At 63.6% G+C, this 23,486-nt stretch carries 22 protein-coding genes and 1 other RNA gene; 10 read left to right on the forward strand and 13 right to left on the reverse strand.

The window, feature by feature from the left end:
• Window positions 1–8: 8 nt before the first annotated feature.
• On the reverse strand, window positions 9–449 hold the full coding sequence (locus tag AC1RRP_RS03910) for an ATP-binding protein (protein ID WP_493033454.1): 441 nt from the start codon (window positions 447–449) through the stop codon (window positions 9–11).
• A gap of 742 nt (window positions 450–1,191) precedes the next feature.
• Between AC1RRP_RS03910 and AC1RRP_RS03915 the strand changes: the two genes are divergently transcribed.
• Window positions 1,192–2,715 carry a hypothetical protein gene (locus AC1RRP_RS03915; RefSeq protein ID WP_493033456.1) on the forward strand — a complete coding sequence of 508 codons (1,524 nt, stop codon included), beginning with the start codon at window positions 1,192–1,194 and terminating at the stop codon, window positions 2,713–2,715.
• Between the two features lie 175 nt (window positions 2,716–2,890).
• Here AC1RRP_RS03915 and AC1RRP_RS03920 read toward each other — a convergent pair whose 3' ends face one another.
• Entirely contained in the window at window positions 2,891–3,547 is a 657-nt protein-coding gene (locus AC1RRP_RS03920; protein WP_493033458.1) for a recombinase family protein, read from the reverse strand.
• A 728-nt stretch (window positions 3,548–4,275) separates the two neighbouring features.
• On the opposite strand from AC1RRP_RS03920, the gene AC1RRP_RS03925 reads away from it, so the two are divergent.
• The 7 genes from AC1RRP_RS03925 to AC1RRP_RS03955 all read left to right on the forward strand — a co-directional run bounded on the left by AC1RRP_RS03925 (window position 4,276) and on the right by AC1RRP_RS03955 (window position 8,502).
• Window positions 4,276–4,653 (forward strand): hypothetical protein, encoded by a 378-nt coding sequence (locus tag AC1RRP_RS03925; RefSeq protein WP_493033460.1) that lies wholly within the window; start codon window positions 4,276–4,278, stop codon window positions 4,651–4,653.
• Window positions 4,653–5,117 (forward strand): hypothetical protein, encoded by a 465-nt coding sequence (locus tag AC1RRP_RS03930; protein ID WP_493033462.1) that lies wholly within the window; start codon window positions 4,653–4,655, stop codon window positions 5,115–5,117. The genes AC1RRP_RS03925 and AC1RRP_RS03930 overlap by 1 nt, the downstream gene beginning before the upstream one ends.
• A gap of 475 nt (window positions 5,118–5,592) precedes the next feature.
• Window positions 5,593–6,378: a hypothetical protein gene (locus tag AC1RRP_RS03935; protein WP_493033464.1), complete on the forward strand. Its 786-nt coding sequence runs from the start codon at window positions 5,593–5,595 to the stop codon at window positions 6,376–6,378.
• Window positions 6,379–6,382: 4 nt separating this feature from the next.
• Window positions 6,383–6,772, forward strand: coding sequence for a hypothetical protein (locus AC1RRP_RS03940; RefSeq protein ID WP_493033466.1), 390 nt, complete (start codon window positions 6,383–6,385; stop codon window positions 6,770–6,772).
• Between the two features lie 40 nt (window positions 6,773–6,812).
• Window positions 6,813–7,649: a hypothetical protein gene (locus AC1RRP_RS03945; protein ID WP_493033468.1), complete on the forward strand. Its 837-nt coding sequence runs from the start codon at window positions 6,813–6,815 to the stop codon at window positions 7,647–7,649.
• A gap of 70 nt (window positions 7,650–7,719) precedes the next feature.
• Window positions 7,720–7,986, forward strand: a complete 267-nt coding sequence (locus AC1RRP_RS03950) for a hypothetical protein (RefSeq protein WP_493033470.1) — start codon at window positions 7,720–7,722, stop codon at window positions 7,984–7,986.
• 3 nt (window positions 7,987–7,989) lie between these two features.
• The gene (locus tag AC1RRP_RS03955; RefSeq protein WP_493033472.1) at window positions 7,990–8,502 is read left to right on the forward strand and encodes a virion core protein, T7 gp14 family; all 513 of its coding nucleotides are present in this window, start codon (window positions 7,990–7,992) and stop codon (window positions 8,500–8,502) included.
• Between the two features lie 98 nt (window positions 8,503–8,600).
• Here AC1RRP_RS03955 and AC1RRP_RS03960 read toward each other — a convergent pair whose 3' ends face one another.
• The gene (locus AC1RRP_RS03960) at window positions 8,601–8,930 is read right to left on the reverse strand and encodes a YegP family protein (protein ID WP_493033474.1); all 330 of its coding nucleotides are present in this window, start codon (window positions 8,928–8,930) and stop codon (window positions 8,601–8,603) included.
• A 940-nt stretch (window positions 8,931–9,870) separates the two neighbouring features.
• Here AC1RRP_RS03960 and ffs point away from each other — a divergent pair.
• Window positions 9,871–9,967, forward strand: an RNA gene (ffs, locus tag AC1RRP_RS03965) — signal recognition particle sRNA small type.
• Window positions 9,968–10,045: 78 nt separating this feature from the next.
• On the opposite strand, the gene AC1RRP_RS03970 is transcribed toward ffs, so the two are convergent.
• The 8 genes from AC1RRP_RS03970 to AC1RRP_RS04005 all read right to left on the reverse strand — a co-directional run bounded on the left by AC1RRP_RS03970 (window position 10,046) and on the right by AC1RRP_RS04005 (window position 17,350).
• Entirely contained in the window at window positions 10,046–10,471 is a 426-nt protein-coding gene (locus AC1RRP_RS03970; protein ID WP_493033476.1) for a GlcG/HbpS family heme-binding protein, read from the reverse strand.
• 96 nt (window positions 10,472–10,567) lie between these two features.
• Window positions 10,568–11,458, reverse strand: coding sequence for an NAD(P)-dependent oxidoreductase (locus AC1RRP_RS03975; protein ID WP_493033478.1), 891 nt, complete (start codon window positions 11,456–11,458; stop codon window positions 10,568–10,570).
• Window positions 11,459–11,485: 27 nt separating this feature from the next.
• Window positions 11,486–12,475, reverse strand: a complete 990-nt coding sequence (locus AC1RRP_RS03980) for a Bug family tripartite tricarboxylate transporter substrate binding protein (RefSeq protein WP_493033480.1) — start codon at window positions 12,473–12,475, stop codon at window positions 11,486–11,488.
• A gap of 140 nt (window positions 12,476–12,615) precedes the next feature.
• The gene (locus tag AC1RRP_RS03985) at window positions 12,616–13,815 is read right to left on the reverse strand and encodes an amidohydrolase family protein (RefSeq protein WP_493033482.1); all 1,200 of its coding nucleotides are present in this window, start codon (window positions 13,813–13,815) and stop codon (window positions 12,616–12,618) included.
• 35 nt (window positions 13,816–13,850) lie between these two features.
• Complete coding sequence (locus AC1RRP_RS03990; RefSeq protein ID WP_493033484.1) at window positions 13,851–14,942, reverse strand: LLM class flavin-dependent oxidoreductase; 1,092 nt, start codon at window positions 14,940–14,942, stop codon at window positions 13,851–13,853.
• 34 nt (window positions 14,943–14,976) lie between these two features.
• Window positions 14,977–15,480, reverse strand: a complete 504-nt coding sequence (locus AC1RRP_RS03995) for a flavin reductase family protein (protein ID WP_493033485.1) — start codon at window positions 15,478–15,480, stop codon at window positions 14,977–14,979.
• Window positions 15,481–15,596: 116 nt separating this feature from the next.
• Window positions 15,597–16,286 carry a TetR/AcrR family transcriptional regulator gene (locus AC1RRP_RS04000; protein WP_493033486.1) on the reverse strand — a complete coding sequence of 230 codons (690 nt, stop codon included), beginning with the start codon at window positions 16,284–16,286 and terminating at the stop codon, window positions 15,597–15,599.
• Complete coding sequence (locus tag AC1RRP_RS04005) at window positions 16,283–17,350, reverse strand: Gfo/Idh/MocA family protein (RefSeq protein WP_493033487.1); 1,068 nt, start codon at window positions 17,348–17,350, stop codon at window positions 16,283–16,285. The genes AC1RRP_RS04000 and AC1RRP_RS04005 overlap by 4 nt, the downstream gene beginning before the upstream one ends.
• Window positions 17,351–17,368: 18 nt before the next feature.
• Here AC1RRP_RS04005 and AC1RRP_RS04010 point away from each other — a divergent pair, with 18 nt between their 5' ends.
• Window positions 17,369–18,349 (forward strand): NAD(P)-dependent oxidoreductase, encoded by a 981-nt coding sequence (locus AC1RRP_RS04010; RefSeq protein WP_493033488.1) that lies wholly within the window; start codon window positions 17,369–17,371, stop codon window positions 18,347–18,349.
• 71 nt (window positions 18,350–18,420) lie between these two features.
• On the opposite strand, the gene AC1RRP_RS04015 is transcribed toward AC1RRP_RS04010, so the two are convergent.
• On the reverse strand, window positions 18,421–19,731 hold the full coding sequence (locus tag AC1RRP_RS04015; RefSeq protein ID WP_493033489.1) for a TIGR03862 family flavoprotein: 1,311 nt from the start codon (window positions 19,729–19,731) through the stop codon (window positions 18,421–18,423).
• A 156-nt stretch (window positions 19,732–19,887) separates the two neighbouring features.
• Window positions 19,888–23,139 (reverse strand): UvrD-helicase domain-containing protein, encoded by a 3,252-nt coding sequence (locus AC1RRP_RS04020; RefSeq protein ID WP_493033490.1) that lies wholly within the window; start codon window positions 23,137–23,139, stop codon window positions 19,888–19,890.
• Window positions 23,140–23,486: the final 347 nt, after the last annotated feature.

Consider the following 23,486-nt stretch of genomic DNA (forward strand, 5'->3'; position numbering starts at 1 on the left):
AGACTTCCTCAGCCCGGTCCAGTTTGAAGAAGGCTTAAAGGGCTAAGCAAACCGTCCGGGGAATCGGGGGAAGCCCAGACCTCATACTTAAATTCAAGGACGCGATTTACCTTGCTGCTTATAAACTGCTGGAACACAGCATCATCGTGGAAATCTCCCGGCTCAATACCAAGCAAGTCCGGGGGATGGGGCTTGTTTTCCTTGAAGCCAATCAAGATGTAGGCCGGGCCATCTCGCCACGCATTGGCCATGGCAAGAAGGTCCTTCAGGAGCTCAGATTTTTTCTCTTTAAAGAGTTCCGCAAGCTCAGCCTTGGTTCGTCCTGAGTACTTGACCTCGTCCAATTTCGAGATGACGTACTGTTCGGCCTTGAAGTCGACAGACGTGTCTTCGGATCTATACAAGAGACCTTGGATCAGGGAGTCATTCATTGCAGATGACTTTGTCATATATGTCTCTCCTCCTGTTGCTATCTATGTTCCCGCTTTTGGAACTATCCCACTAGTGGGACGGTCGGGCTGTAGCTTGAGAATCACCAGTGTAAAGCATGTTTTCCAGAGGTGAATCACCCGATGTGCGCAGGGTGCAGTCAGAGCATTCTTCGGGGCCGTAGCGATGTTGCTGCGAGAACCCGAAAGACAAACAACATGCCCTCATGGCCCGTCCTCATGCCCCAAATTGCTGCCCGTCTCGATGCTTTGGCGGTATTTCTTGCCGGAGTCTTGCCAATTGCCGATGCGGGAGTCTTCTACGAACCAAAGCGATCCTGGCGGCTGGATGCGTGGAAAGAAGGGCGTTCTCTCATGCTTGAGGTGGGGAGCTGGACATTTGAGGTGGACTTGAAGTGACCTCGATGTTTACCCGACTGTGCGTGGCTTCAACAACAAGGGAAGTGCGATGAGCAAACTGTACGCGGCTGAGGTAGAGGATGCTGTGACCTATTTCCATGAGCATTGGGAAGAGCGAAAAGCTCCATCCGATAGTGCTCTGGGACGAGCACGCAGACTCGTGAACCTCGCGGGCCGATTGACTACGCCGCCGAGTGAAGACGTCCAGCGCCAGCTAGACGAGCTTCATGGCTATTTGACCTGGGGGCGGTTGATGCTTGCCGCAGCTTTTCTCGATCCGCGAATACTGGCATTAGAGAGAAGAGAAAGGCGGTCTAATCTTGACCGGAGGGAGTGAAAATGAATGACCGCGATATATGACGCCTACAAGCCGCTTCGGAACTACCTGCGGCAGTGCTCGCTGGAGACCACACTGGCCGACGTATGGCAACTGTCCCAGCATATTGAGGATCCCGCTGCAACGTCAGCTCCCGTGCTGGCGGGCACGCGACCGTATTCGCTTAAGGGGCAACTACTCCCTTGGGAGTTGCCAACAATCGCACGCGAGGTCTTGCTGCACGCCCAGCAACGCGGGGGCGCAAAGCGGCTCAATTCTCTGGCCGCTATCGGGACAGTCGTCAACAGTATGCGGAATACCGGTAATGAGGGTAGCAAGCTCCGACGTAATGGGCCGGACCATGTCTTCAACGAGCTGCTGCGTATCGCACACCAGCAGTTCCCTTGGCAACAGGGGAACATCTACCGGTCGTTGCTTCGACATCTCAAGACCTTCGGTTCTCCAAGTGTGGCCCCCATGCTTGAGAAGCATACTGGCCTGACCGTGAGGGAGTTCTTCTTTCTTGGATTTTCGCTCGGGGGGCACCTACTGCACCGCTTCGACATCAACAGCGCTCAGGACTACAGTTATTTTGGCATCACGGAGGCGAAGGCAGCTACGTTCTTCTCAAGGTTGTCGATGAGCATTGACGACCTGAAGTCATTGCTCGCAGAACAGGCTGTAGATGCAACATGGGACTATGCATGGAATCCGCTAGAAGCAACGCCATTGGTGGTACTAGACCCAAAGCATCCGAATCGCATGCATTGCCCAGTTCCTGAGCTTCTACTGCGCAGGTTCAGCACAGGCCTTTACTACGACTTGGTCAAGGTACAAGGCTTTGGAAACGCCTTTGGCGCTGCGTTCGAGGCCTACGTTGGCGAGGTGTTGGCAGTGGCATACAAAGATTGGCCTGCCACGGTCCTGCAGGAGACCCCGTATCCTGTAGGAGGGGATACTCATCACGGGCCTGATTGGATCGCGTGCGATGCCAGTGGAAACCTTGTCATCGAATGCAAAACAAAGCGTTTGACACAGGCGGCACGGGAGAGCGGAGACGTCGCACTGCGTGCAGATGTCGACAAAATAGCGGAGGCCGTCGTCCAGAACTACAAAAACATCCGGGAAGCCCAACATGGCCTGTCGTCATGGAAGCCGAATGGCAATCCAATAATCCCGCTGGTGATTACGTTCGAAGATTGGTTCTTTATTGGGCCGCTACTACATAACCTGCTCGCGCAAAGCGTGCACAGCCAGTTGTCAGACGCTGGCCTAGATGCCCGAATGGTGGAAACCATGCCCTATGCCGTGATGTCTTGCCGCGAATTCGAACTGTGCATTGGTGGAGTGAGGGATGTAGGCATTGCGAAGTTCTTCCAAGGCAAGCGTGAAGGGGAATACCTGCAGTGGATGTGGCCGGATTACCTGCGCCAAGAGTACAAGGGCCTGGAACCCATCAATTTTCAGAAGGCGTTTGTGGCTGATTGGCGCAAGGTCATGCCAGAGGCTGTGATACCGAAGAGCTGGGCCGTTGACGTGCCAAGCGAATGACGAGATAGCTCGGGGCCACGCGCTTGTACATCGCGCATAGTCGGGAAAAGTAATTAGCCAGATGTCCGCCGAGGTTTGGCAGCGTTTTTGCAGAAAAAATGTGAGCGGGTATCAGACAAGCTCAAATACCCAGTTTCCCCCGTGCCCCCTCGGTGTCGTGCACTCGCACTCCCCATTACTGGAGACGAGCGATAACCCGTTGGAGCTGCTGCAGGCTCCACAGTCCACCCCGTGCGCTCTTGATGCCTGCTGCGTTCATCGCCTCCACCATGGCCCGCTGCGTCAGCCCCTGTGCCTTGTACGCGGCCAGCGTGGGCTTGAGCTTGGCGGCAAACTCGGCTGCTGCGACTGACCGCGCCGTGTTGTGGGGCGTCAAGCTGGCCGGGTTACCGACAGGCTTGCCAGCCCGCTTCTTGGCTTGTAGTGCCTCGCTGATTCGCTGGCTGATCCTGCGGCCCTCGTGCTCGGCCATGGCTGAGTAGATGTGCAGCATGGTCCGGTCTGCTGAGGGAAAGTCGCAGCACTGGAACTGGACGCCGGTCTCCATCAGTCCCGACACGAAATGGACGTTACGGGCCAGTCGGTCTAGCTTGGCAATCAGCAGGGTCGCTTTCTTCTTCCTGGCAAGGCCTACCGCTGCCCGCAGGCCGGGGCGCTTCTCAAGCGCGTTGCTGCCCTTGCCAGTCTCGATGTCCTTGAAGGACTCGACTAGCTCCCGCTCGCCACCAGCAAGGTATTGCCTGACGGCCTCTTGTTGCGCCTCAAGGCCAAGCCCTGAGCGCCCCTGCTTGGCGGTGCTGACCCGGTAGTACGCCACGAACTTCTCGGACATCTCGTCTCCTGACAACCAACCTGTAGTGTAGTACGTATGTAGTCAATACGTCAATTGGGGCGCCAAAGCGCTACATATTTGATAGCGAATCTGGGTCATCAAATCACAATGTGAATCATGGGCTTAGCGCCAAAACGGGCCATTTTCGCGTCTGAACCCTGATCCTTGCTTAAACGCTTACCTTTGCTCTCACATATCGCCGATCTGGCCTCGCGCCCCCATCCCTCTCTATTTTTTCGATGTCGTGCCGGTTCGATTCCGGCCCCGGGAATCCATTCCATGTCCAGCCTAAAAATCACCCCTGCTCAGCCGCCCCGCAAGGCCTACCTAGTCCAGTGCAACCACGGTGGCCCCAGCCGGGTCCATCTCGACTTCAAGTCATCCCTCGGGGCCAAGTGGGCAGCCAGGTGGGTCCAGCTCCACGGCGGCCTCAAGACACCTCTGCCGGGTGTCATCCGCAGAGCCTTGGAGGTCTATGTGAAGCACCTCGAACAGCTACCGCTCGACAAGGCCTCTAGCGAGGTCCGTAGCGTGTCCTGGGCCTGCCACGGCGCCCACACCTCCCCAGGCGAACAGGACGCAGCCGAGGCCCGTCTAGGGACCTCCAGCGAGGTCCTGCCTCCCTTCGATGTTGTCTTGCTCGGTGCTCACCAAGTTGCCGCTAAGGCAGCCATGCAAAAGCACCTCGAACAGTTCAGCCATTTCCCCGAAAAGAAAGAACCCCGACCATGACAACCACTCGCGGCCCAGCCTCGCGGGCAACGCTCCACGAGCTGTGGCAGCGCCTCCTCACAGCGCTGCTCAGCAAGTCCAGCAAGGCCAAGCCCTCAGCAGAGATATTGACCCTGGCCCGTACCTTCCTGATTGACAACCACTACGTAGGGCCTGTGGACACCCCGAAAGTCCGCAAGCAGCTCGACAAGCTGCATGAGCTGTATCTCAAGGGGCTGGTAGCGGCCCTGTCAGCTGAAGGCCCTCACAGCTCGGCGCTGTTCGCCGAATCACGCATCTATATGGAACAGGTCAAGCGCCAGCAGCAAGTGCTGGAGGCTGCCAAGACCATGCAGGCCCTACCTGCCACCGCCCCATTCAAAACGCCACATTGATGTCATCCACCAAGCCCCCCAACGAGGTCGTTTCCTCGCTCTGGTTCAAGTACCACTCCACCCGGGAATCAACTCTCATGCAAGACGCCACCGCCCTGCAAATCGCCATGCGAAGCCTGCTCCGAGACCGCTACTGGCTCACCGACTGCACCCCCTTGGGGCCGGTTGCCGTCAAGAACATCCGTACCCGCATGGCCCTGCGAAACCCTCGGGATGTCATCACACAGGAAGAAGTAGACGAGCTGCTCACCCCTGAGTTTGGCTTCGAGAGGGCAACCACACCCGATGGCGAAATCATCGGCTGGTACATGCCGGAGCTGGTACAGCATCGCGATGTGATGCTAGATGCACGGGAGCAAGAGCGGGCCAAGAAGCGCGCCCAACGAGCAAAGCAGCTAGCCCCAGCGGGTACGCCTCAAGGCCCTGCTAAGGGCAGTGCAGCAGGCGGGGAGGACGACTTCTAAATTGTCCCCGTTCTGTCCCGAGGGACACCGGAAATGTCCCCCGGTTGTCCTGAAATGTCCTCGGCTTAGAGATAGAGGTAGATGTAGAGGAAGACATAGATAGAGAAGCACTTCTTCAAGGCCGCAGCTGACCGCATCTGAACAGATGACAACTGCTGGAGACCTTGAATCCGGCTTCGCCGATAGACCACGCTTCCTCATTGTTGATTTCCCTGGGTAGGTGTTCAACCTACGCACAGAACAACCCACGCAAGAGTCACCCCTTCAACAGCGCCTGCTGACCCTCTGCCCCAGAGGACAACAGCAGAACGGCTTGAAGAACCCCTCTAGGACACCGCAGAACCTCCGTTCCCGCCTGTCCTTCCCAGCTCCCTCCGGCCCCACAAGGGCCACCTCGCGCCCCGCCTCGGGGACACCCAGTAGCCAGCCACCACGAGTGGCTTTTGGTCGTCTGGTCTCCATTTCCTCCCAACCAATGAACTACGCCCATCAATATTTCCCCGGGCCACCGTGCCCCAAGACAGCAACTGAGGCCAAGGCCCGCAACTCCCTCCGGTACTGCAAAGCACAAGGATGCACCGAGCACCGTCACGGCCTCGACGCCTACTGCCCTGCTCATCAATCCGTCTACCGCAAGTACGGGAATCCACACGCACGCCCCATCAAGCCTGCGCAGTACGCCCGCTACCGCAAGGAGGTCGCTGCGGTCTTCGAGGCCAACCAGAGCCATCCTGGCTACGTGACGGCACTCGACTACCTGACCCGATGGATGCTCGGCGCTGCGGCCTCTGAGGACTCCTTCAAGGGTGCCCCTGAGGTTGCCCGGCTGGTCCGCCACGGGGTCAGCCCCCGGGATCTGCTCGTAGAGGTCTGCGCCTTTTGGTGCTTTCTTCAAGACAACCAACGGGCACTGCCTGACAAGCGATCAGAGGACTTCGGCCTATCTCGGGCTGTCATGCACCTAGCCCCGAGGCCGCGTCGGTACACCCGCGAGGCCGTCTCGAAGGGCACCACGGGATACCAGCTGCGCCCCAAGTTCTCGGCTCTGGATTCTCTCGGGACCTGGTTGCGGGCCTCCCTGTCTCACTTCCTCGTGAATGTCGCTGACGCGGTAGCCACCAAGGAGACCCGAGCGGCGGAGACTTTGGCGCAGCTACGAGCGCCCCTGGCAAGCCCTACGGCGGTCTACCTAAACGAGGCAGCAGCGAAGACCAAAGGCCAGACCTCTGCTCTTCCATTCACCACACAACAAACCCCATGACCGAATGTCAACCTACGTCCTAAACCAGATGGCCGCACAGGCCCTACATGGCCCCAAAGCAACCCTACGAGATGCAGCCATTGCGGCCGGTCTGACCCGTTACGCAGTGCCGCTGTGCGGCGGCGGCTTCACTGACCACCACCGCATCACGAGTAGTGGGCGCTGCGCCGAATGCTCTGCAGCTTCCAGAAAACGCCGAAAAGCGGGCAGCGCTGTCACCTTGCAGGAGCCTCCATCACCGGCTGTGATTGCAGCAAAGAAGGCAGCCAAGTCAGCAGCCCGCAAGGCCCGCAGGGAAGCCATGACACCGGTAGAGCGCAACGCCAAAAACAGAGCCGACCGAGCCCGCAAAGCCGCCAACAAGCGCAAAGGGCCTCGGACGATGGCCAGCTAAGACCACCACTCATTTACCAACCAACAAGAAAGCAAACACCATGACACATGACAACACATCCCAGATGACCATCAGCCAGCAAGGCAACATCACCCGCATGACCATCGGTCAGCCTGCAGCGGCCCCCACCGAGGTCCAGCACGAGGCAGCAAGAGTTCATCAAGGTCCCATTAGATTCAACATGGGCCATGGCGGGGTCACCCAGGGCGGGGTCACGAAGTACACGGTCGGGCAGGACCGCGATACCTCTTCGGTCGCAGCAACCCTCCAGCGTGTGAATGGGGCAGATACCGTCGAACTGATCCCGGGCAACACCGCCAGCCGTACCCACATCCGACAAGCCATCGCCGATGGTCTGATTGAGCCGGCTGGCCCGGGCCTGTGGCGTGACAAGCAAGCAGCAACCCGCAGCGAAGTCACCGCCAGCCCCGCAGCTGCAGCCTCCGAAATGGCCCCAAAAGAGTCCCCAGTGGACCTCGGGGCTGGTGTGTTCTCACCGGAGGAGGATGCGCTTTGGGCTGAGGACATTGAACCGCTACCGCAATACGCGTATGACGCTGCGGCATCCTCAGTAACCATTGCAGTCCTGTCTGGTGCGCAGAGCCTCGACAAAGCGGCAATGACCCTAGCCGAACTAGCGGCCATCTCGCCCGAGCTGGCGTCCGAGTATGTAGAACATGGCTACGACATGCACGAGCGAATCGTAGCGAGGGAAGTAGCCGGCATGGGCATTGATGAAGCGCAGAAGCCGGCCTTCTATGCGTGGCTGCGTGAAAGCAAGGGCCGAGCGCTTCAGGGCGCAATCCAGTCGCTGGCTGCTAGACGTGATGTCACGCCCTTCAAGACACTGGCTTTGGAGTTCAAGCGTCACCACTGAGCACCCCAGACACGCTCATCAACACAAGAGGCCCTTCGGGGCCTTTTTCTATTTCTAAGAACCAATTTCCATGAACCGTATTTCCACCGTGGCTGAACTCAGCTTCCCCGTAGTCCCGGCACTGACCTTCATCAGCCGTGACGTACCCCTGCCTGGCGCAGGGCTGGGCGATGTCGTAACGCTTGTCGAACCGTTCCAGCGGCCTGCTGGCATCTCCTACTTCGCCTACGTACCCATGGAGGGGACCGTGCGCGTCTGCTGCCGCAACAGCACGGTGCAACTCATTGGGGTTCCCTTGGGGTCCTTCGGAGTCATCATCGAGAAAGATGCGGCGTAACCCATGTGCTATCCCGCAGCAATTGCACTGGCCGCATCGATATACGCCACGATCCAGGCGCACAACATCCAACAGGACGCAGCCAATAAGCAGGGCGAGGCCATCAAGTTGACCCGTGATTTGGCCCGCATGGACGCAGAGAGGGCACAGCAGCAAGAGGCAGAGGCCGCAGCAGCTGAGACCAATGAGCACTCCATGCAGGCCTTCAAGGACATGGCTGCGTTCGACGCCATCGCTGGGGAGGCCGGTGGTGGGGTATCCATGCAGCGCGGCTCTGTTGCGCTGGGTGTGCAGAACGGCCAGAACATGGCAACCATTGCGAGTAACGCCCGTAGAACCCAGACCGAGATAGGCATGGGCGACCTGGCTGCGGGAACGAGGGCGCAACAGCAACTCGCTGCCATCCAGCGTCCGTCTTCCACGTTGACCGCCCTGACCATCGCTGGTCATGGCGTGGAATACATGAAGGCCAGGGCGAAGGAAAAGAACGGCACTGGGGAGCGCAAGGCAGACTGATTGGGGCGTCCCCCAAAAGTCGACCCATAGCCATCAACATGCAGACCACCAGCGGCCCTCAGGGCCGGCACTGGCGGAAAGCATGTCAGGCTTGCGCTCTAGGTGTTGTCAACAACAGGCGCAGTTGGAGCATTCAGCTTCACCGACGCAATGCCTGTTTCCCTGGCTGCAACCGAAGAGTAAGTCTCGCTAGTCCCTAGCGTCTCTCCGTTCCCTGCCACAAGTGTGAAATACGGCAACCCGTTGCTTGCCGTGAGTCGTCGATACTGGCTTTCAAATGGGGCATTGGTTTTCACCGCCGCAATTCCATTCACTGCACCTTGCTTGGCAGCGTATCGCTCACTGGTAAGAACAATTTCACCGTTCCCGCCCTTGAAGTTAAACATGTACTGCGTTTGGCTACGCTTGAGGTCAAAGTATGCTGGCATGATCAATTTTTCCGAGGTTTGTTAAGTAACATTTGCTTGGATAAAACAGCGGGCCACTCGGTTGACGGTGAAGCCAATCCGCATGGCCCCCTGTCACTACCGCTTGCTGTTCGGCGTCCTGCTCACGGGCACCCATGTGCTTCCGGGAGAAGACGTCGGAGGCAACGGCTTCTTATCAGGCACCGCCGCGAAGTTGTCGCGCATTCCCCCGCGCGGCCCAACCTCACGGAAGATGCCCCCACTGTTACCGGTACTGCTACCGGGCTTCTTACCTGCTGTCATAAAGTTTCCTTTCTTGAACAGCTACTACCAGCCCGGTACGTAAAACCCCGTAATTGCCATACCGTTACCGGATGGGTTACGCTCAACGTTGCTCAACGTGAGTTGGGGGCAGACCTCGCCGGGTAACGGTTGTCTGCCAGGGCCGCTGAGAGTTCGTACCTCTCAGCGGCCTTTTTCTTTGTGGGCAGCTGGCCCAAGGAAAACACTATATATGGGGTCAACTGCGATTACAAGCCACTACCGGTAGTGTAGCGCCACCAACACGGTGGACAAGTTAATTCCGCTCCCTGCACGAGCCTGTGGATAGTTTTGAAGCTATCCGTAGTCGGCTGGAAAAGACCAACAACCTGTCCACACCCCCCTGCCCCAGAAAAAGGGTCTACTTCTTGGTGCCGGCTGCGGGACACCACCTAAGGTTTTAGAGAGTCCCAGTACTCGTGGGAGTCGTCATTGCGAATTGATGGCGATGCCCCGGACAGCCCTGGTGACCCTATCCCTTCAGGTTTTTGGCCGCAAGCATGGCAAACATAGGGCGGTCTGTCCCATCCATACCACAGGCTTGGTTGCCACCGTGTTGCGCTACTCTTGTGTGGAAAGGAGTCGTGACTAGAATCGCCTCATTCGTGTGTCACATCCATGTAGCACCTGAATAGATAGCGACGGGCCTTCCCGCATGGTGAAGCGGCCAACCGGGTCAGGTGGGGAACCAAGCAGCCCTAACTGTGGAGCCAGTGCCGGGGTCGAGGTCCGTCACCTCATACATCTGCCAGTCCTTTGGTGCCTGGGCGCACAGGAGGTCTTGCACGGCAAGCCGGGCCGGCAGCCCCCTCGGATCAAGCGGCGACCAGGCCAGCGGCCTCGATGCCCGCGATGCAGATTTTTTCGTCCTCGTCCCCGGTACCACCGCTGGCGCCAGCCGCGCCAAGGATCTGGCCCTGCGCGTTCTTGATCAGCACCGCGCCCGGCTGGGGCAGGAACTGCCCCTGTGCCGTCGCCGCCAGGGTGACAAAGAAGTTGGGATTGTCCTTGGCGCGATGGGCGAGCACACGGCTGGAAACACCCATGCCCACGGCCCCCCAGGCCTTGCCTTTGGCGATGTCGAAGCGGAACATGCTTGCGCCGTCTTCACGCAGAAAGGTCACCAGATCACCCGCCCGGTCCAGCACGACGATGCCCATGGGCTGGTAGCCGGCGGTGCGTGCCGCCCTGGCGGCGGCCTGGGCGATGGTGAGGGCAGTGTCTAGGGTGAGTTCGGTCATGGCAGAGGCTCGGATGGATGAGATCGTTGGGAACCGGCAGGCGCCGGCGGACGGGGCCCACGTGCCGCACAGGACACGTGGGTACCGGGGAAGACACTAGAGTTTGCCACCTGTACCGAGCCACCAGACCGGCAGCCTGGTGCAGTCGGCGGCATCCAGCCCGCTCTGTGCCGCCTGGTCAAAGCTCTTGAGCGTGGCTTCGGTCAGCGGCAGCTTGCGCCCGAGCGACTGGGCCTGCGCGAGCATCGCACGCACGTCTTTGCGCATGGTGGCCACGTCCACGGTGACCGCCTCGTTTTTCTGACCGGCCAGCGCCTGCGCGATCATGGGGCCGCGCACCTTGAGCATATGGGGTCCGCCCGAGGACTCGGAGAACACCTCGATCACCCGCTGCGGATCCAGACCGAGTGGCTCGATCAGGGACAGCGCCTCACCCAGGGTCTGCCAATAGACCATCAGCGGCAGGTTGATCGCCAGCTTCATGGTGGCCCCGGCGCCATGCGGGCCGACATGCTCGATGCGGCGGCACAGCAGCTCCAGCACCGGACGCGCGCGCGCCAGATCGGCCGCCTCGCCGCCCACGAAACCCATGAGCTTGCCCTCCTTGGCCGGGCCCACGCTGCCGCTGACCGGGCACTCCAGATAGGCCGCATGCACGGTGCGCGCGCGCGCAGCCTGCTCTTGCTGCTTGGCGGGCTTGACGGTGCTCATCTCGATGAAGAGCTTGTCCCTGACCGGCCCGGACCACAAGCCCTGGGCCGAGAGGTAGACCTCGTCCAGGGCCTGCTCGTTGGTGAGCAGGCTGAGCACCACATCACACTGCCTGGCCAGTTCGGCGGGCGTGGCCGCCCAGGCGATGCCGCTGTCGAGCAGCGTCTGCGCGCGCGCCTTCGAGCGGTTCCAGACGGTGACCGGTTGGCCCAGGGTGTGCAGGCGCGAGGCGATCGCGCTGCCCATCTTGCCGGTTCCTGCGATGCCTATGCGCATGATGTGCTGCCCTTGTCGCGTTGCAGGCTAGTCAGCCTTGATGTTGTTGTCGGCCACCAGCTTGGCGTATTTGGCCGTCTCCGCAGCGAGGAAGGCCTTGAACTCGTCCTGGGTGCTGGCATGGGCCTCGACGCCCAGACCGGCGAACCGCTCCTTCAGATCGGGGTTGGCCATGATCCTGACCAGCGCCTGCTGGTAGCTGTCGACGATGGCCTTGGGCGTCCCGGCGGGCACGAAGACGCCCCACCAGTTGACGGCCACCAGGCCCGGCAGGCCGGCTTCGGCGAAGGTCGGGATCTCCGGGCTCATGGGCGAGCGCTTTTCGCTCGTGATGGCCAGCGCACGCAGGCGACCGGTGCGGATGTGCTGGATGACCGGCAAGGCGTCCGAGACCATCATCTGGATCTGGCCGGCGATCAGGTCGGTCACGGCCAGGCCGCCCCCCTTGTAAGGCACACCCACCATCTTGACGCCGGCCTGGCGCATGATGAGCTCACCACCCAGGTGCGCCATGCTGCCAGGGCCGCTGGTGCCGAAATTGATGGAGCCGGGTTGGGCACGCGCCGCCTTGAGCAGGTCGTCCAGGGTCTTGTAGGGCGAGGAAGCCGGCACGGCCAGGATGTTGGGACCGGTCGCCGTGAGCGCCACCGGAATGAAGTCCTTCTCCATGCTGTAGGGCACCTTGCTGATCAAGGGGTTCACCGCCGCCGGGCCCAGGTTGCCCACCACGAAGGTGTAGCCGTCGGCCGGCTGGCGCGCCGTGAACTCCATGCCGATGGAGCCGGCCGCGCCCGGCTTGCTTTCGATGATGACGGGCTGCCCCCAGTGCTCGCTGAGCTTCTGGCCCATGATGCGCGCCATCAGGTCGGAGCTGCCCCCCGGAGGATAGGTCACCACCAGCTTGACGGGCTTGTTGGGAAAACCTTGCGCCGCCACGATGGACGACAGGCCACTCAGGCCCAGGGCCAGCAACAGCAGGCTGGTTCTTTTCAGACTCGATCGCAACACCGACTTCATGTCATCTCCTTGGGTGGTTGGAAATTCAATTACTCGCCGCACTGGACATCGACTTTTCATTCTGCGTGCACACCATGAATGGCATCGAGGGTGTTAACCCTGTGGTCCCCGGGCCGGCCTGGCACGTCATGGGCCGGGGCTCAGGCCTTGATCTTCAGCAGCTTCATGGCGTTGAGCCCTTCGATCATGCGGCGCTCGCTGGCGGGCAGCCCCTTGACGCCGGCGATCAGGCCCAGCGGGTCTTCCTCGCCCATGTCGTAGGGATAGTCGGTGCCCAGCAGGACGTGGTCGGCGCCGTAACGGTCGATCAGGTTCTTCAACATGCGCGGGTCGAAGGTGATGGTGTCGAAATAGAACTTCTCCAGGTAGCTGGAGGGCTTGCGCTTGATCACCGTGCGCGTGTCGGGACGGGCCTTCCAGGCATGGTCCATGCGGGCCCAGTAATGGGCCAGGAAGCCGCCACCGTGCGCCGCAATGAACTTGATCTTGGGATGGCGCGCCACCACCCCGTCAAAGATCAGGTGGCTGACGGCCACCGTGGTCTCCAGCGGGTTGCCGATCACATTGTTGAAGTAGTGGTTGCGCAGCCGCTCGCCCTGGGTGTAGCCCAGCGGGTGCATGAAGATCACCGTGCCGAGCTCGTTGGCCTTGGCAAAGAACTTCTCCAGCCCCAGGCGCGGATCGGTCAGGTTCATGCCGTTGACGTTGGTGCAGATCTCCACCCCACGCAGGCCCAGGGTCTTGACGCAGTACTCGAGCTCGCGCACCGCCAGCTCGGCGTTCTGCAGCGGCACCGAGCCCAGGCCGACAAAGCGGTCGGGATGCCCGGCCACCAGTTCGGCGATGCCGTGGTTCACGTCGCGCGCCAGCTCGGCGCCCAGCTGGGGTTCGGTGAAATAGAAGTAGTGATAGGGCGCGGGGCAAACGGCCTGGATGTCCACCCCCATGCGGTCCATGTCCTGCAGCCGCTCCTCCACGCCCATCAGCTTGGGCGCACGGGTCTTCATCTGCAGCGCATTGGTCTGGTTGGTCAGATCGTTGGCGAAGATGACGGTGGGATCGTACTGCGCGGCATTGAGATGGGCTGTCTTCTTGTTGACCTCGGGGTTGAGGTAATGGCAGTGGATGTCCACCACCTTGGACTGGCCGCGGCGGTTCTTGACCACATGGGCCGTGGCGGCCTTGGCTTTCACGCCCGTCTTGCCCGCGGCCTTGGCAGGCGCAGTTCGTGCCTTGGGGGCCGGGCTGGCCTTCGCGGCACGGGAGCCCCCCGCCAATGAAAAGCCTTCGGCGTGGCCGTGGGCGGGGTCGCTGCAGCTTGCGGCACAGGTGTAGAACATGGGTTGTCCTTGGCTCGGTTCAGAAAATCGGTCGGTCAGCGGCGCAAGGCGGCGTTGACGCGCGGCATCACCTCGGTGGCAAAGAGCTCCATGGAGCGTTTGCCCAGGGCCGGGTCCATCCAGTCGTGGCAGGCATAGAGCAGGTTGCCGAAGTCGCCCACCTTCTCGCGGAAGGCCAGGATCTGGTCCACCACCGAATTGACGGTGCCCGCCAGCACGAGCCGCTGCGTGACGTACTCGGGCGTGATCAGCGCGTCGTCCATTGCCGGATCGGTCTTGAACAGATTGCCGCGCCCGCCCCCGCCCACCAGCTTGCGCACCAGCTGCTTGAAATAGAAGTGATAAGGCCCGCCCGACTCCAGCGCGTAACGACGGGCCGTGGCCTCGTCATCCGCCACGAAGATGCTCTTGGCCACGCGCCACTCGCTCGGGTCGGCCTTTGCCCCGACGCTTTCGCGACCTTCCACGTACTTGGGCCAATGGGTCTTGACCCACTCGGGCATCAGGAAGTTGGCCGAGATCGGCTGCCAGCCGCGCTTGGCCATTTCCGTCACGCCTTGTGAGAAAGGCGCCACCGCCGTACCCACGATGAGGGGGTGGGGGCGCTGGTAGGGCTTCATGATGAAACCCTGCCCGATCTCGGGAATCATGGTCTTGCCCACCGACACCTTCCAGAATTCGCCTTCGAGGTCATAGGGTGGATCGGAAGCCCAGATCTTGAGCACCATGTTGATGCCTTCGACGAACATGGCGTTGCGGTTCTTGCCGAAGTTGCCGAAGACCTCGGCATCCGACATCAGGCCGCCGGGGCTGATGCCCATGATGAAGCGACCCTTGAGCATGTGGTCCAGCATGGCCGCCTGCGCGGCGATGGCGGCCGGGTGCGAGTTGGGCACGTTGATGGTGCCGGTGCCCAGCATGATGTGCTTGGTCTCGGCCACCAGGCTGGCCAGGAACATCATGCTGGAGGTCACGGTCTCGGCCGCATCGGTGACATGCTCGCCCACAAAGGCCTCGCTGTAGCCCAGGCGGTCGGCCAGCAGGACCGCCTCGCGGTCCTCGGCCAGGGTCTGCCCGATGTCGCGCCCCAGCGCGTGCAGGGGCATCATGAACATGCTGTGTTTCAACGTGGACTCCTGAGTAATGGACGGGTTCGCGGGTTCAGGCCGTGCTGCACTCGGCGCCTTGCTCATAGGCGCCCTGGCAGAACAGCAGGGAGGGCTTGCGCTGGCAGGTGCGGTTCTCGACCGGCCCCAGGAACAGCACAGGGTCGCCCACCTGCAGGCGCTCGGCCGTCCGGCATTCGATGGTGGCCACACAGTCCTGCAGCACGGGCAGCCGCTCCAGCCCGGGCGTGAACGCCACGCCCTCGAACTTGTCGGGGACCGAACTCGCAAAACGCCTGGAGAGGTGGCGCTGGGCGCGGGACAGGATGTTGATGACAAAACGGCCCGTGCGGTCAGAGACGTCCAGGCTCGGGGACGATGCCCGCAGGCTCCACGAGTCGATGGGGGGCGAGAGGGACACCGAGCTGGAGGCCTTGGCCGTGACCCCCACCCGGCGGTCGTCTGCCTGGCCCGAGCTCACCACGGTGAGCCCCGTGCCCAAACTCCCGAAGACCTTGCGCAGCTCGCGCACGTCGAAGGTGGCTCGTGGAGTGTTCATATGATCACTTTAGATTGATCGCATGATCAACAGCACTGGGAGTTTCCCTTAGGGTCTGTTGACGATCCGGAAGGGGCCGCGCAGATCTCTTTTCGGGATGGGGCGAGATCCGGCGCTCAGGCGCGCTTTTTTGCGCGGGCTTTCGGCGGTGCCGCGACACCCAGGATCTGCGGCAGCACCACGCGCGCGCCGGCCATGAAATGGGCAATCGTCAGACGGATCATCTCGTTCACATCGCCCTCCATCGGCACATCGAAGATCCAGCGCCGCTGCCCGAAGTAGAAGACGCGCGCATTGATGCTCCACACCAGTTCGATCTCGGCGGTCTTCAGGGGCAAGGCCTTCACATCGGGCAGCTGCAGCGCGTGGCGTAGCTCCAGCGCGATGGGCTCCAGGATGCGCCGGCGCAGCACCTCCAGGTACTTCTTGTTGATGCTCTCGCCGCGCAGGCCGGAGAACATGAAGATGCGCACCCAGTCGCGCGTCAGCGCAACCTTGGAGTATTCGAGGTAGAGGCTGACCAGGCGCTCCTCCAGGGGAAGGCTGCGGTCGCGGATGACCGACTCCCAGAAGGGGTTCCAGCGTCCCAGATAGACCTCCTGGTAGACCCGATCGATCAGCGCGCCCTTGTTGGGGAAGTACTTGTAGATCAGGGACTGGGTCACCCCCAGGCGACGCGCCAGCTCACGCGTGTCGCCGCCCATGCCCACTTCGGAGAAGAACTCGACCGCCCCGCGCGCGATCTGCTGCTCGCGCTCCGGCCCGCTCAATCGCGTCTTGCGGGGCGGGGCGCTCCTCGTGCTCATGCCGGGGTTGCCAGGTCGGGCGCCGCCACAGGCACGATCCGGCCCGAGGTGGCGGACGTCATGATGGCCTCCAGGGCCGCCACATTGGCCAGCATCTCGCGGTGGCTCACCGGATAGGGGCGCTCCTGGCGGATGGCCGCGGCAAACGCCTCCAGGTTGGCGAGCACCGTGGGATGCGGCGGCGCAAAACTGCGCACGGGCGCCTGGCCGCGCATCACGCGGCAGATGTCCCAGCCGGTGGGCTGCTCGGGGTGCGTGCGGTCGCGGATCTCGAACCAGCCCTGCGAGCCATAGACCGCAAGGCGGCCTTCGAAGGGGGTCGCCAGGATGGCGCTGATCAGGGCATTGGCGCCCCCGGGGAAAGCCAGCATGAGGCCCAGGGTGTCGCCATTCTCGAAGTCGGAACCGCGGGTGGCCAGGCGCGCCCACACCGCCTCGCTGGGTCCCAGGATGGCGATGGCCAGATCCACCAGATGGATGCCCGTGGCCGTCAGCGGCCCGACCGGGGCATGCTGGTTCGACAGGCGCCAGTTGTCCTTGGGCAGCGCAAAAAACTTGTCCTGGCTGAAGTTCGCTTCGATCTGCAGGATGGTGCCGAAGACCCCTGCCTCAATTTCCTGGCGCAGGGCGATCACCGAGGGCTCGAAACGGCGCTCGTGCCCGATGCCCAGCACACGCTGGTGGCGCTCGCAGCTGCGGATGGCGCGGCGCGCATCCTCCAGCGTCAGGCACAGGGGCTTTTCGCAGAAGACATGCTTGCCCGCCGCGGCGGCGGCCACGATCTGGTCGGCGTGCTGCTGATGCGGGGTGCACAGGATCACCGCCTCCATCCCGCCGAGCGACAGGAAGGCATCCCTATCGGCCAGGACCTGCACACCGGCCAGCAAGGGGTCCGACGCCATCTCGCGGCGCAGCTCGGCGCTGACTTCCACCACCGCCACGAGGTTCAGTCGAGCGGACTGCGCTATCTGGCGGGCGATGGTCTTGCCCCACCAGCCGTAGCCCACCAGCCCCACGGTGACCGGGTTGCTGGACGGAGCGGAGCTTGGGTCTGGTCTGGTCACGGCGTGAACCCTGGTTAGATGTCTTGTCTTAGACTACGCAGGAATTTACACCAAATAGGAGATCAAATGACCACCCAGAAAAAAACCGCAGCGCCTGCAGTTGCCCCGGCCACCCGCATCGGATTCCTGGGCCTGGGCATCATGGGCTCGGCCATGTCCGCCAATCTGCTGAAGGCCGGCTTCGCAGTCTTCGGCTTCGACCCCGACCCCACGGCCCGCGCGCGCCTGAAGAAGGTCGGCGGCAAGCCCTGCACCAGCATGGCGGATCTGGCCTCGCGGGTGGACGTGATCATCACCTCGCTGCCCAGCCCCCAGGCGCTGATGGATGCCGCGCAGGCCGTGGCCCAGGCCGGAAACAAGGGCCTGATCGTGGTGGAAACCAGCACGCTGGAAGTGGACGACAAGTTGGCCGCGAAGAAGATCCTGGCCAAAAAGGGCATCACGCTGCTGGACTGCCCGCTCTCGGGCACCGGCGCCCAGGCCGTGCGCAAGGACCTGTCGATCTATTCCAGCGGTCCGGCCAAGGCGGTCAAGCAGCTGGCACCGGTGTTCGAAGGTTTCGCCAAGGCCAATTACTACCTGGGCGAGTTCGGTAATGGCATGAAGATGAAGCTGATGGCCAATCTTCTGGTGGCCATCCACAACGTCTCGACCGCCGAGGTGCTGCTGTTCGGCCAGCGTTTCGGCATTGACCCGGCGCTCGCGGTCAAGGTCCTCGCCGATGGCGCGGGCGGCTCACGCATGCTGGATGTGCGCGGCCCCATGATGGTCGACCAGAGTTGGGACCAGGCCACCATGAAGGTCGGCATCTGGCAAAAGGACATGAAGCTCATCAGCACCGCCCTGGCGCAAACGCAGACCCCGGCGCCGCTGTTCGCCGCCACCCTGCCGGTCTACAACGCTGCCATGGGCATGGGCCATGCCGACAACGACACGGCAGCGGTGTTCGATGTGCTGGCCCGGATGTGCAGCCCCAGGAAGGCCGGCAAGCGCCAATAGGGATCATGGCGGGCACGCCCCGCCTCCCCTGCCCGGCCGCTACGGCACCTGCACGCCTGATGCGGGAGCCCTCAGCCCTGCAGGTAGCGCAACATCCCCTGCGCCGCCCGCCGGCCGCTGGCCAGGCAGGCCGTGAGCAGGTAGCCCCCCGTGGGGGCCTCCCAGTCCAGCATCTCGCCGGCGCAGAACAGACCGGGCAAGGCCTCGCACATCAGGTCCGCATTCAGCACTTCGAACAGCACGCCACCGGCACTGCTGATGGCCTCGTCGATCGGTCGTGCCGCGACCAGCTGCAGCGGCAAGGCCTTGATCGCCGCCGCCAGCCTGCCGGCGTCGTGCATGTCTTCCTTGCCCAGCAACTCATGCAGGACAGCCGCCTTGATGCCGTCAATGCCCAGCCGGCTCTTGAGGTGGCTGGACAGCGAACGCGAGCCGCGCGGGTGCGACACTTCGGCCAGCACGCGTTCGGCGGGCAGGTCGGGCAGCAGGTCCAGGTACAAGGTGGCGCGCCCGGTGCGGATGATCTCCTCGCGCAGCAGGCTGGATGCCGCATAAATCAGGCTGCCTTCCACGCCAGTGGTGGTGACGACGAATTCGCCCTTGCGCTCGAAGCTGCGGCCCACGGCGTCCGTGCAGCGGATGGCCACCGTCTTGAAAGGCTGGCCGGCAAAGCGGCTGGCAAAAAACTCGCTCCAGCCCACGGGCGCCGGCACGGCCTGTACCGGCAGGACCTGCCCCTCGGGCGGCAGCTTGCGCTGCAGCGCCACATCGAAACCGCAATTCGCCGGCAGCAGCGGCGCCACCGCCACGCCGCGTGAGGCCAGCATAGGCACCCAGGCACCGTTGGAGCCCAGCCGCGCCCAGCTGCCGCCGCCCAGGGCCAGCAACACCGCGTCGGCCTGCGCACGCACCTCGCCTTCCGGCGATTCGAAACACAGTTCGCGGCCGTCATCGGACCAGCCGATCCAGCGATGCCGCATATGGAAGGCCACACCCGCCCCGCCGTGCGCCGGATGGCGCAGGCGTTGCAGCCAGGCGCGCAACAGCGGCGCGGCCTTCATGTCCTTGGGAAACACGCGGCCGGAACTGCCGACGAAGGTTTCGATGCCCAGGTCTTGCGCCCAGGCGCGCAGTTCGGGCGCGCCGAAGCCCCGCAGCAGCGCCTCGATCTGCGTGCGACGGGCGCCGTAGCGCTCGGCGAAACGGTCCGCCGATTCGGAATGCGTGAGGTTCATGCCGCCCTTGCCGGCCAGCAGGAACTTGCGGCCCACCGAGGGCATGGCGTCGTACAGGTCCACGACCACGCCGGCGTTCACCAGCACCTCGGCCGCCATCAGACCGGCCGGGCCACCGCCGATCACCACCACTCTTTTGTTCTGCATTTCAATCATTCCATTCACCGGCGCGCGACACCCACGCCATGCATCCACCCAGACCAGGGGCACCACGGAACCGGCTCAGCCGGGCCGTTGGTGCCGCCCCCCCCGCCGCAGGCGAGAGAGGGGGGGGACGCGCAGCGGCTCAGGGGGTGTTTCACCTTACGTGATCTCTTCAAGGGCTCCCTGTGCGCTCAGAAAGGCCGCGCGCACCGGCTCGCCCGGACAGGCCGCCTGCACCGCGGCACGGTAATCGCGCAGCTGCAACTGCAATTCTTCCTGAATCTGCGGCTGCGCCGCCGACTTGTAATCCAGCACCCACCAGCTGCCGTCGGCCCGGCGCACCAGCCGGTCGATGCGGCGCACGCTGCCCTGCAGCGTGACGGGCACTTCGTTGCCTTGCCAGACCACCTCGCCCGAACGCCAGGCCCAGGCACCCTCGCCCTGCAGGATGCGCAGGGCCATGGCCGCAGCCTGCCGGGCCTGCGCTTCGTCCAGGCCGAACTCGGCGCCGGCACGCTGCACCTGGGATGCAGACCAGCCCGTGGCATCGAGCGCCGCCCATTCCAGCAGGCGGTGCATGGCCTGGCCCACCCGGGCCTCGGGCGTGGAGGCATCCTGAGAAGCTCCATTTTTGATAGCAAACGGCGCCGGCGCGGAAAATACCGGCAGCACAGGCAGGCTGATCACGCCCGGCGTGCGGGCCGTGGCAGAGCCCGCCGGCTCCGGGATGTCCTTCCGCGCCAGGGGATCGCAGCCCGCCTGCAGGCGCTGCCACCAGCTCGCACCATTGGCCTGGTGCGGCTGGACCGACGACAGCACCAGGCAGCGCTGGGCCCGCGTCAAGGCCACGTAGAGTGCATTGAGCTCCTCGCGCTGGCGTGCCAGCTCCTCCGCCTGAAGCGCCTCGCGCACGCTGGGCGGCACCCGGCTCTCGCTGGCCAGGAAGATGAAACAACGCGGCACCTCGTCCTCGCCTGGCCAGTCCAGCAGCACCCCCATGCTCTGGGCGCGCTGGGCCGGCGCGTCGGTGTCCAGCAGCAGCACCAGCCCGGCCTCCAGCCCCTTGGCACCGTGCACCGTCAACAGGCGCACCGCATCGGCATCGGCCAGCGCGGGTGCCGGCACCCCGCCGGCCTTGAGCGCCCGCACGAACGCGTAGGGCGTGGCGTAGCGCGCCCCGTCCACCTGCAGGGCAGCCGCCAGCAGCGCCTGCAGATTGGTAGACGCGGTCGCGCGCTGGGTGGCCGGCGCGGCGGCCACATAACGCGCCAGCACGTCACCATCGTCGTAGATGGCGTGGAGCGCGTCGTGCGGCGGCAGCGTGTCCAGCCAGTGCTTCCAGCGCAGCAGCTGCGGCACGCTGGCCTGCAGCGCTGGCGGCAAGCCCTGGCCCTGCTGCAGCAGGTCGAACCATGGCGCTCGGTGTTCGCGCTGGCGCAGCGCCAGCGCGATGAGATCGTCATCGCTGACGCCGAACAGCGGCGACTTGAGCGCGCGCGCCAGCGACAGGTCGTGTGCCGGCGAGACCAGGGCGTCGAGCAGGGCCACCAGGTCCTGCACCTCGGGCGCATCGCCCAGGTCACTCTTCTCGGGCTGCTGCGCCGGAATCCCCAGCTCGCGCAACTCTTCCTGCATGACGGCCAGACGATCGCGCTTGCGCGCCAGCACCATGATGTCTTTCGGAGCCAGGCCACCGCGTATCTGCGCGGCCAGCCAGCGCGCTGCCTGGCGGCATTCCAGCGTGCGCAGCGTTTCCTCGGGCGTGACACGCGGCTCGGTCAGGCTGTCGCGCCAGACCGCCGGGGCCACCGCACCTTTCTCCGGCTTGTCGGGCCGCGGGATCTGCGGCAGGGCCTGCACGCTGCCGGTCTCTTGCGATTCGGTGGTGTGGGCCCGAAAACCTTCGTAGTCTTTCTGTGCCTGGGCCTCCTCCATAGCCTGGTTCACCAGGGCCAGCACTGCAGGCGCATTGCGCCGTGTGTGGTCGCAGCTCAGCAGCTCCCCGCCGAGTTCGCGCACAAAGGCCTTGGCCGCCTTGAAGACCTGCGGCTCGGCGCGGCGGAAGCGGTAGATGCTCTGCTTGGGATCGCCCACGATGAAAAGCCGTGGGGCCAACGCGCCACCACCGCTGCCCGCGTAGCTGCTGAGCCAGGCGTGCAGCGCCTGCCATTGCAGGGGGTTGGTGTCCTGGAACTCGTCGATCAGCAGGTGACGGGTGCGCGCGTCCAGGCGCTCCTGCACCCAGCCCCCGAGTACCGGGTCGGCCAGCAGATGCAAGGCAGCGCGTTCGATGTCGCTCATATCGACCCAGCCGCGTTCGCGCTTGAGCGTGGCGTATTCATCGATCAGCAGGCGCGTGAGCCGCGTCAGACGCTGCTGGTAACGCCAGGCCTCGTGCTGTTGCTGCGCGGCGCACAGGCGCTGCAGCTCGGGCTCGGCCTCCTGCGCCGCGCCCACTTTCAGCAGGTGCTGCGTCAGGCGGTCCTCGTCCTTGACGAAAAAGCCGGCGCGCAGGGTCTGCAGCGCCTCGTCGAGCCGCACGGCGCCGGCCGCAGCGTCCAGCAGGGCATAGGCGTCGATGACGGCCGCCGCCGCCTTCTGCGGTGTCTTGTTCTTTTCCAGTCCCAGGGCCCGGGCCCGGGCCAGCCACCGCGCCCGCACGGCCGGCTGGCACAGCACGTGCGCCGGCGTGTCCTCGCCGCCCAGCTCGGGATAAAGCACCTCAAAGGCCGGCACCGACGCCTCCACCGTGCCGGCCCCATCGGCCAGCAGGAACTCCACACGGCGCTGCAAGGCCGCGGTCAGCGCGTTCTCGGTCTGGAAGCGGCCATGGCCGGCCACCACGGCCTCGTAGTCGGCCCGCGCTTCGGGTTCGCGCAGCAGGCGCGCCTGGAACGGCCGCCATACCTGGGTGATGGCCGGGGCATCGTCCTCCAGCAGTTCGTAACCCGCCGGCAGGCCCAGCGTCTCCAGCACCGACAACGGCGCGTTGCGCAGCAGGGCCGCGAACCAGCTGTGAAAGGTCCGGATCTGCACCGGCCGGCCCTGGGCCAGCAGCTGGCCGTAGAGCTGGCGCAGGGGTACGCAGAGCTCCCGCGCGCGCGCCGGCTCGACGCCGCGGGCCAGCAACTCCTTGAGCAACTGCTCGTCGCTGGCATGGGCAAACTGCTCCAGCCACTCCATCAGTCGCTGGCGCATCTCGCCGGCCGCCTTCTTGGTGAAGGTGATGGCCAGGATCTCGTGCGGCGCGGCACCGTCGAGCAGCGCACGCAGGATGCGCGAGACCAGCATCCAGGTCTTGCCGGCGCCGGCGCAGGCTTCCACGGCCACGTGGCGGTTGGGGTCGCAGGCGATCTTGTAGAAGTCTTCTCTCGCGACTGGATCGCCGTTGCGTTCGTAGGCGGGGTTCATTGTTTTTGCCTCCGGCGCGGGTTTTTACCCCCCCCTATCCCCCCCCGCCCCCTTCCCACCCCCGCCGGGGCGGGAAGGGGGGGCCTGATTTGGCTTCTGCTTGCTGGATACGCTTCTACAGCGCCAACGTCGCCACCGCCCATGGCACACCCGCATTTCACGCCAGCGGTCGTAGAGAACGCGGCGGGACGTGCATGCCCCCGGCCGGCAGCTGCGCGCCAGCGATCGAGCCATTTACTCCGACCGTAGCCTTGAACTCCAGGCCTGAAGAAGCAGGCCGCAACCTTGGCGCCGTAGAAGCGTAGCCGGCGCGAAGAAACAAAATCAGGCTCCCCCTTCCCGCCCCG

This window comes from Hylemonella sp. GW821-FHT12C09, assembly GCF_058807395.1.

Excerpts from the sequence above, each read along its gene's own strand:
- AC1RRP_RS03910 (WP_493033454.1), bottom strand. The coding sequence starts at position 449 with ATGACAAAGTCATCTGCAATGAATGACTCCCTGATCCAAGGTCTCTTG.
- AC1RRP_RS03915 (WP_493033456.1), top strand. The coding sequence starts at position 1,192 with ATGACCGCGATATATGACGCCTACAAGCCGCTTCGGAACTACCTGCGG.
- AC1RRP_RS03920 (WP_493033458.1), bottom strand. The coding sequence starts at position 3,547 with ATGTCCGAGAAGTTCGTGGCGTACTACCGGGTCAGCACCGCCAAGCAG.
- AC1RRP_RS03925 (WP_493033460.1), top strand. The coding sequence starts at position 4,276 with ATGACAACCACTCGCGGCCCAGCCTCGCGGGCAACGCTCCACGAGCTG.
- AC1RRP_RS03930 (WP_493033462.1), top strand. The coding sequence starts at position 4,653 with ATGTCATCCACCAAGCCCCCCAACGAGGTCGTTTCCTCGCTCTGGTTC.
- AC1RRP_RS03935 (WP_493033464.1), top strand. The coding sequence starts at position 5,593 with ATGAACTACGCCCATCAATATTTCCCCGGGCCACCGTGCCCCAAGACA.
- AC1RRP_RS03940 (WP_493033466.1), top strand. The coding sequence starts at position 6,383 with ATGTCAACCTACGTCCTAAACCAGATGGCCGCACAGGCCCTACATGGC.
- AC1RRP_RS03945 (WP_493033468.1), top strand. The coding sequence starts at position 6,813 with ATGACACATGACAACACATCCCAGATGACCATCAGCCAGCAAGGCAAC.
- AC1RRP_RS03950 (WP_493033470.1), top strand. The coding sequence starts at position 7,720 with ATGAACCGTATTTCCACCGTGGCTGAACTCAGCTTCCCCGTAGTCCCG.
- AC1RRP_RS03955 (WP_493033472.1), top strand. The coding sequence starts at position 7,990 with ATGTGCTATCCCGCAGCAATTGCACTGGCCGCATCGATATACGCCACG.
- AC1RRP_RS03960 (WP_493033474.1), bottom strand. The coding sequence starts at position 8,930 with ATGCCAGCATACTTTGACCTCAAGCGTAGCCAAACGCAGTACATGTTT.
- AC1RRP_RS03970 (WP_493033476.1), bottom strand. The coding sequence starts at position 10,471 with ATGACCGAACTCACCCTAGACACTGCCCTCACCATCGCCCAGGCCGCC.
- AC1RRP_RS03975 (WP_493033478.1), bottom strand. The coding sequence starts at position 11,458 with ATGCGCATAGGCATCGCAGGAACCGGCAAGATGGGCAGCGCGATCGCC.
- AC1RRP_RS03980 (WP_493033480.1), bottom strand. The coding sequence starts at position 12,475 with ATGAAGTCGGTGTTGCGATCGAGTCTGAAAAGAACCAGCCTGCTGTTG.
- AC1RRP_RS03985 (WP_493033482.1), bottom strand. The coding sequence starts at position 13,815 with ATGTTCTACACCTGTGCCGCAAGCTGCAGCGACCCCGCCCACGGCCAC.
- AC1RRP_RS03995 (WP_493033485.1), bottom strand. The coding sequence starts at position 15,480 with ATGAACACTCCACGAGCCACCTTCGACGTGCGCGAGCTGCGCAAGGTC.
- AC1RRP_RS04000 (WP_493033486.1), bottom strand. The coding sequence starts at position 16,286 with ATGAGCACGAGGAGCGCCCCGCCCCGCAAGACGCGATTGAGCGGGCCG.
- AC1RRP_RS04010 (WP_493033488.1), top strand. The coding sequence starts at position 17,369 with ATGTCTTGTCTTAGACTACGCAGGAATTTACACCAAATAGGAGATCAA.
- AC1RRP_RS04015 (WP_493033489.1), bottom strand. The coding sequence starts at position 19,731 with ATGCAGAACAAAAGAGTGGTGGTGATCGGCGGTGGCCCGGCCGGTCTG.
- AC1RRP_RS04020 (WP_493033490.1), bottom strand. The coding sequence starts at position 23,139 with ATGAACCCCGCCTACGAACGCAACGGCGATCCAGTCGCGAGAGAAGAC.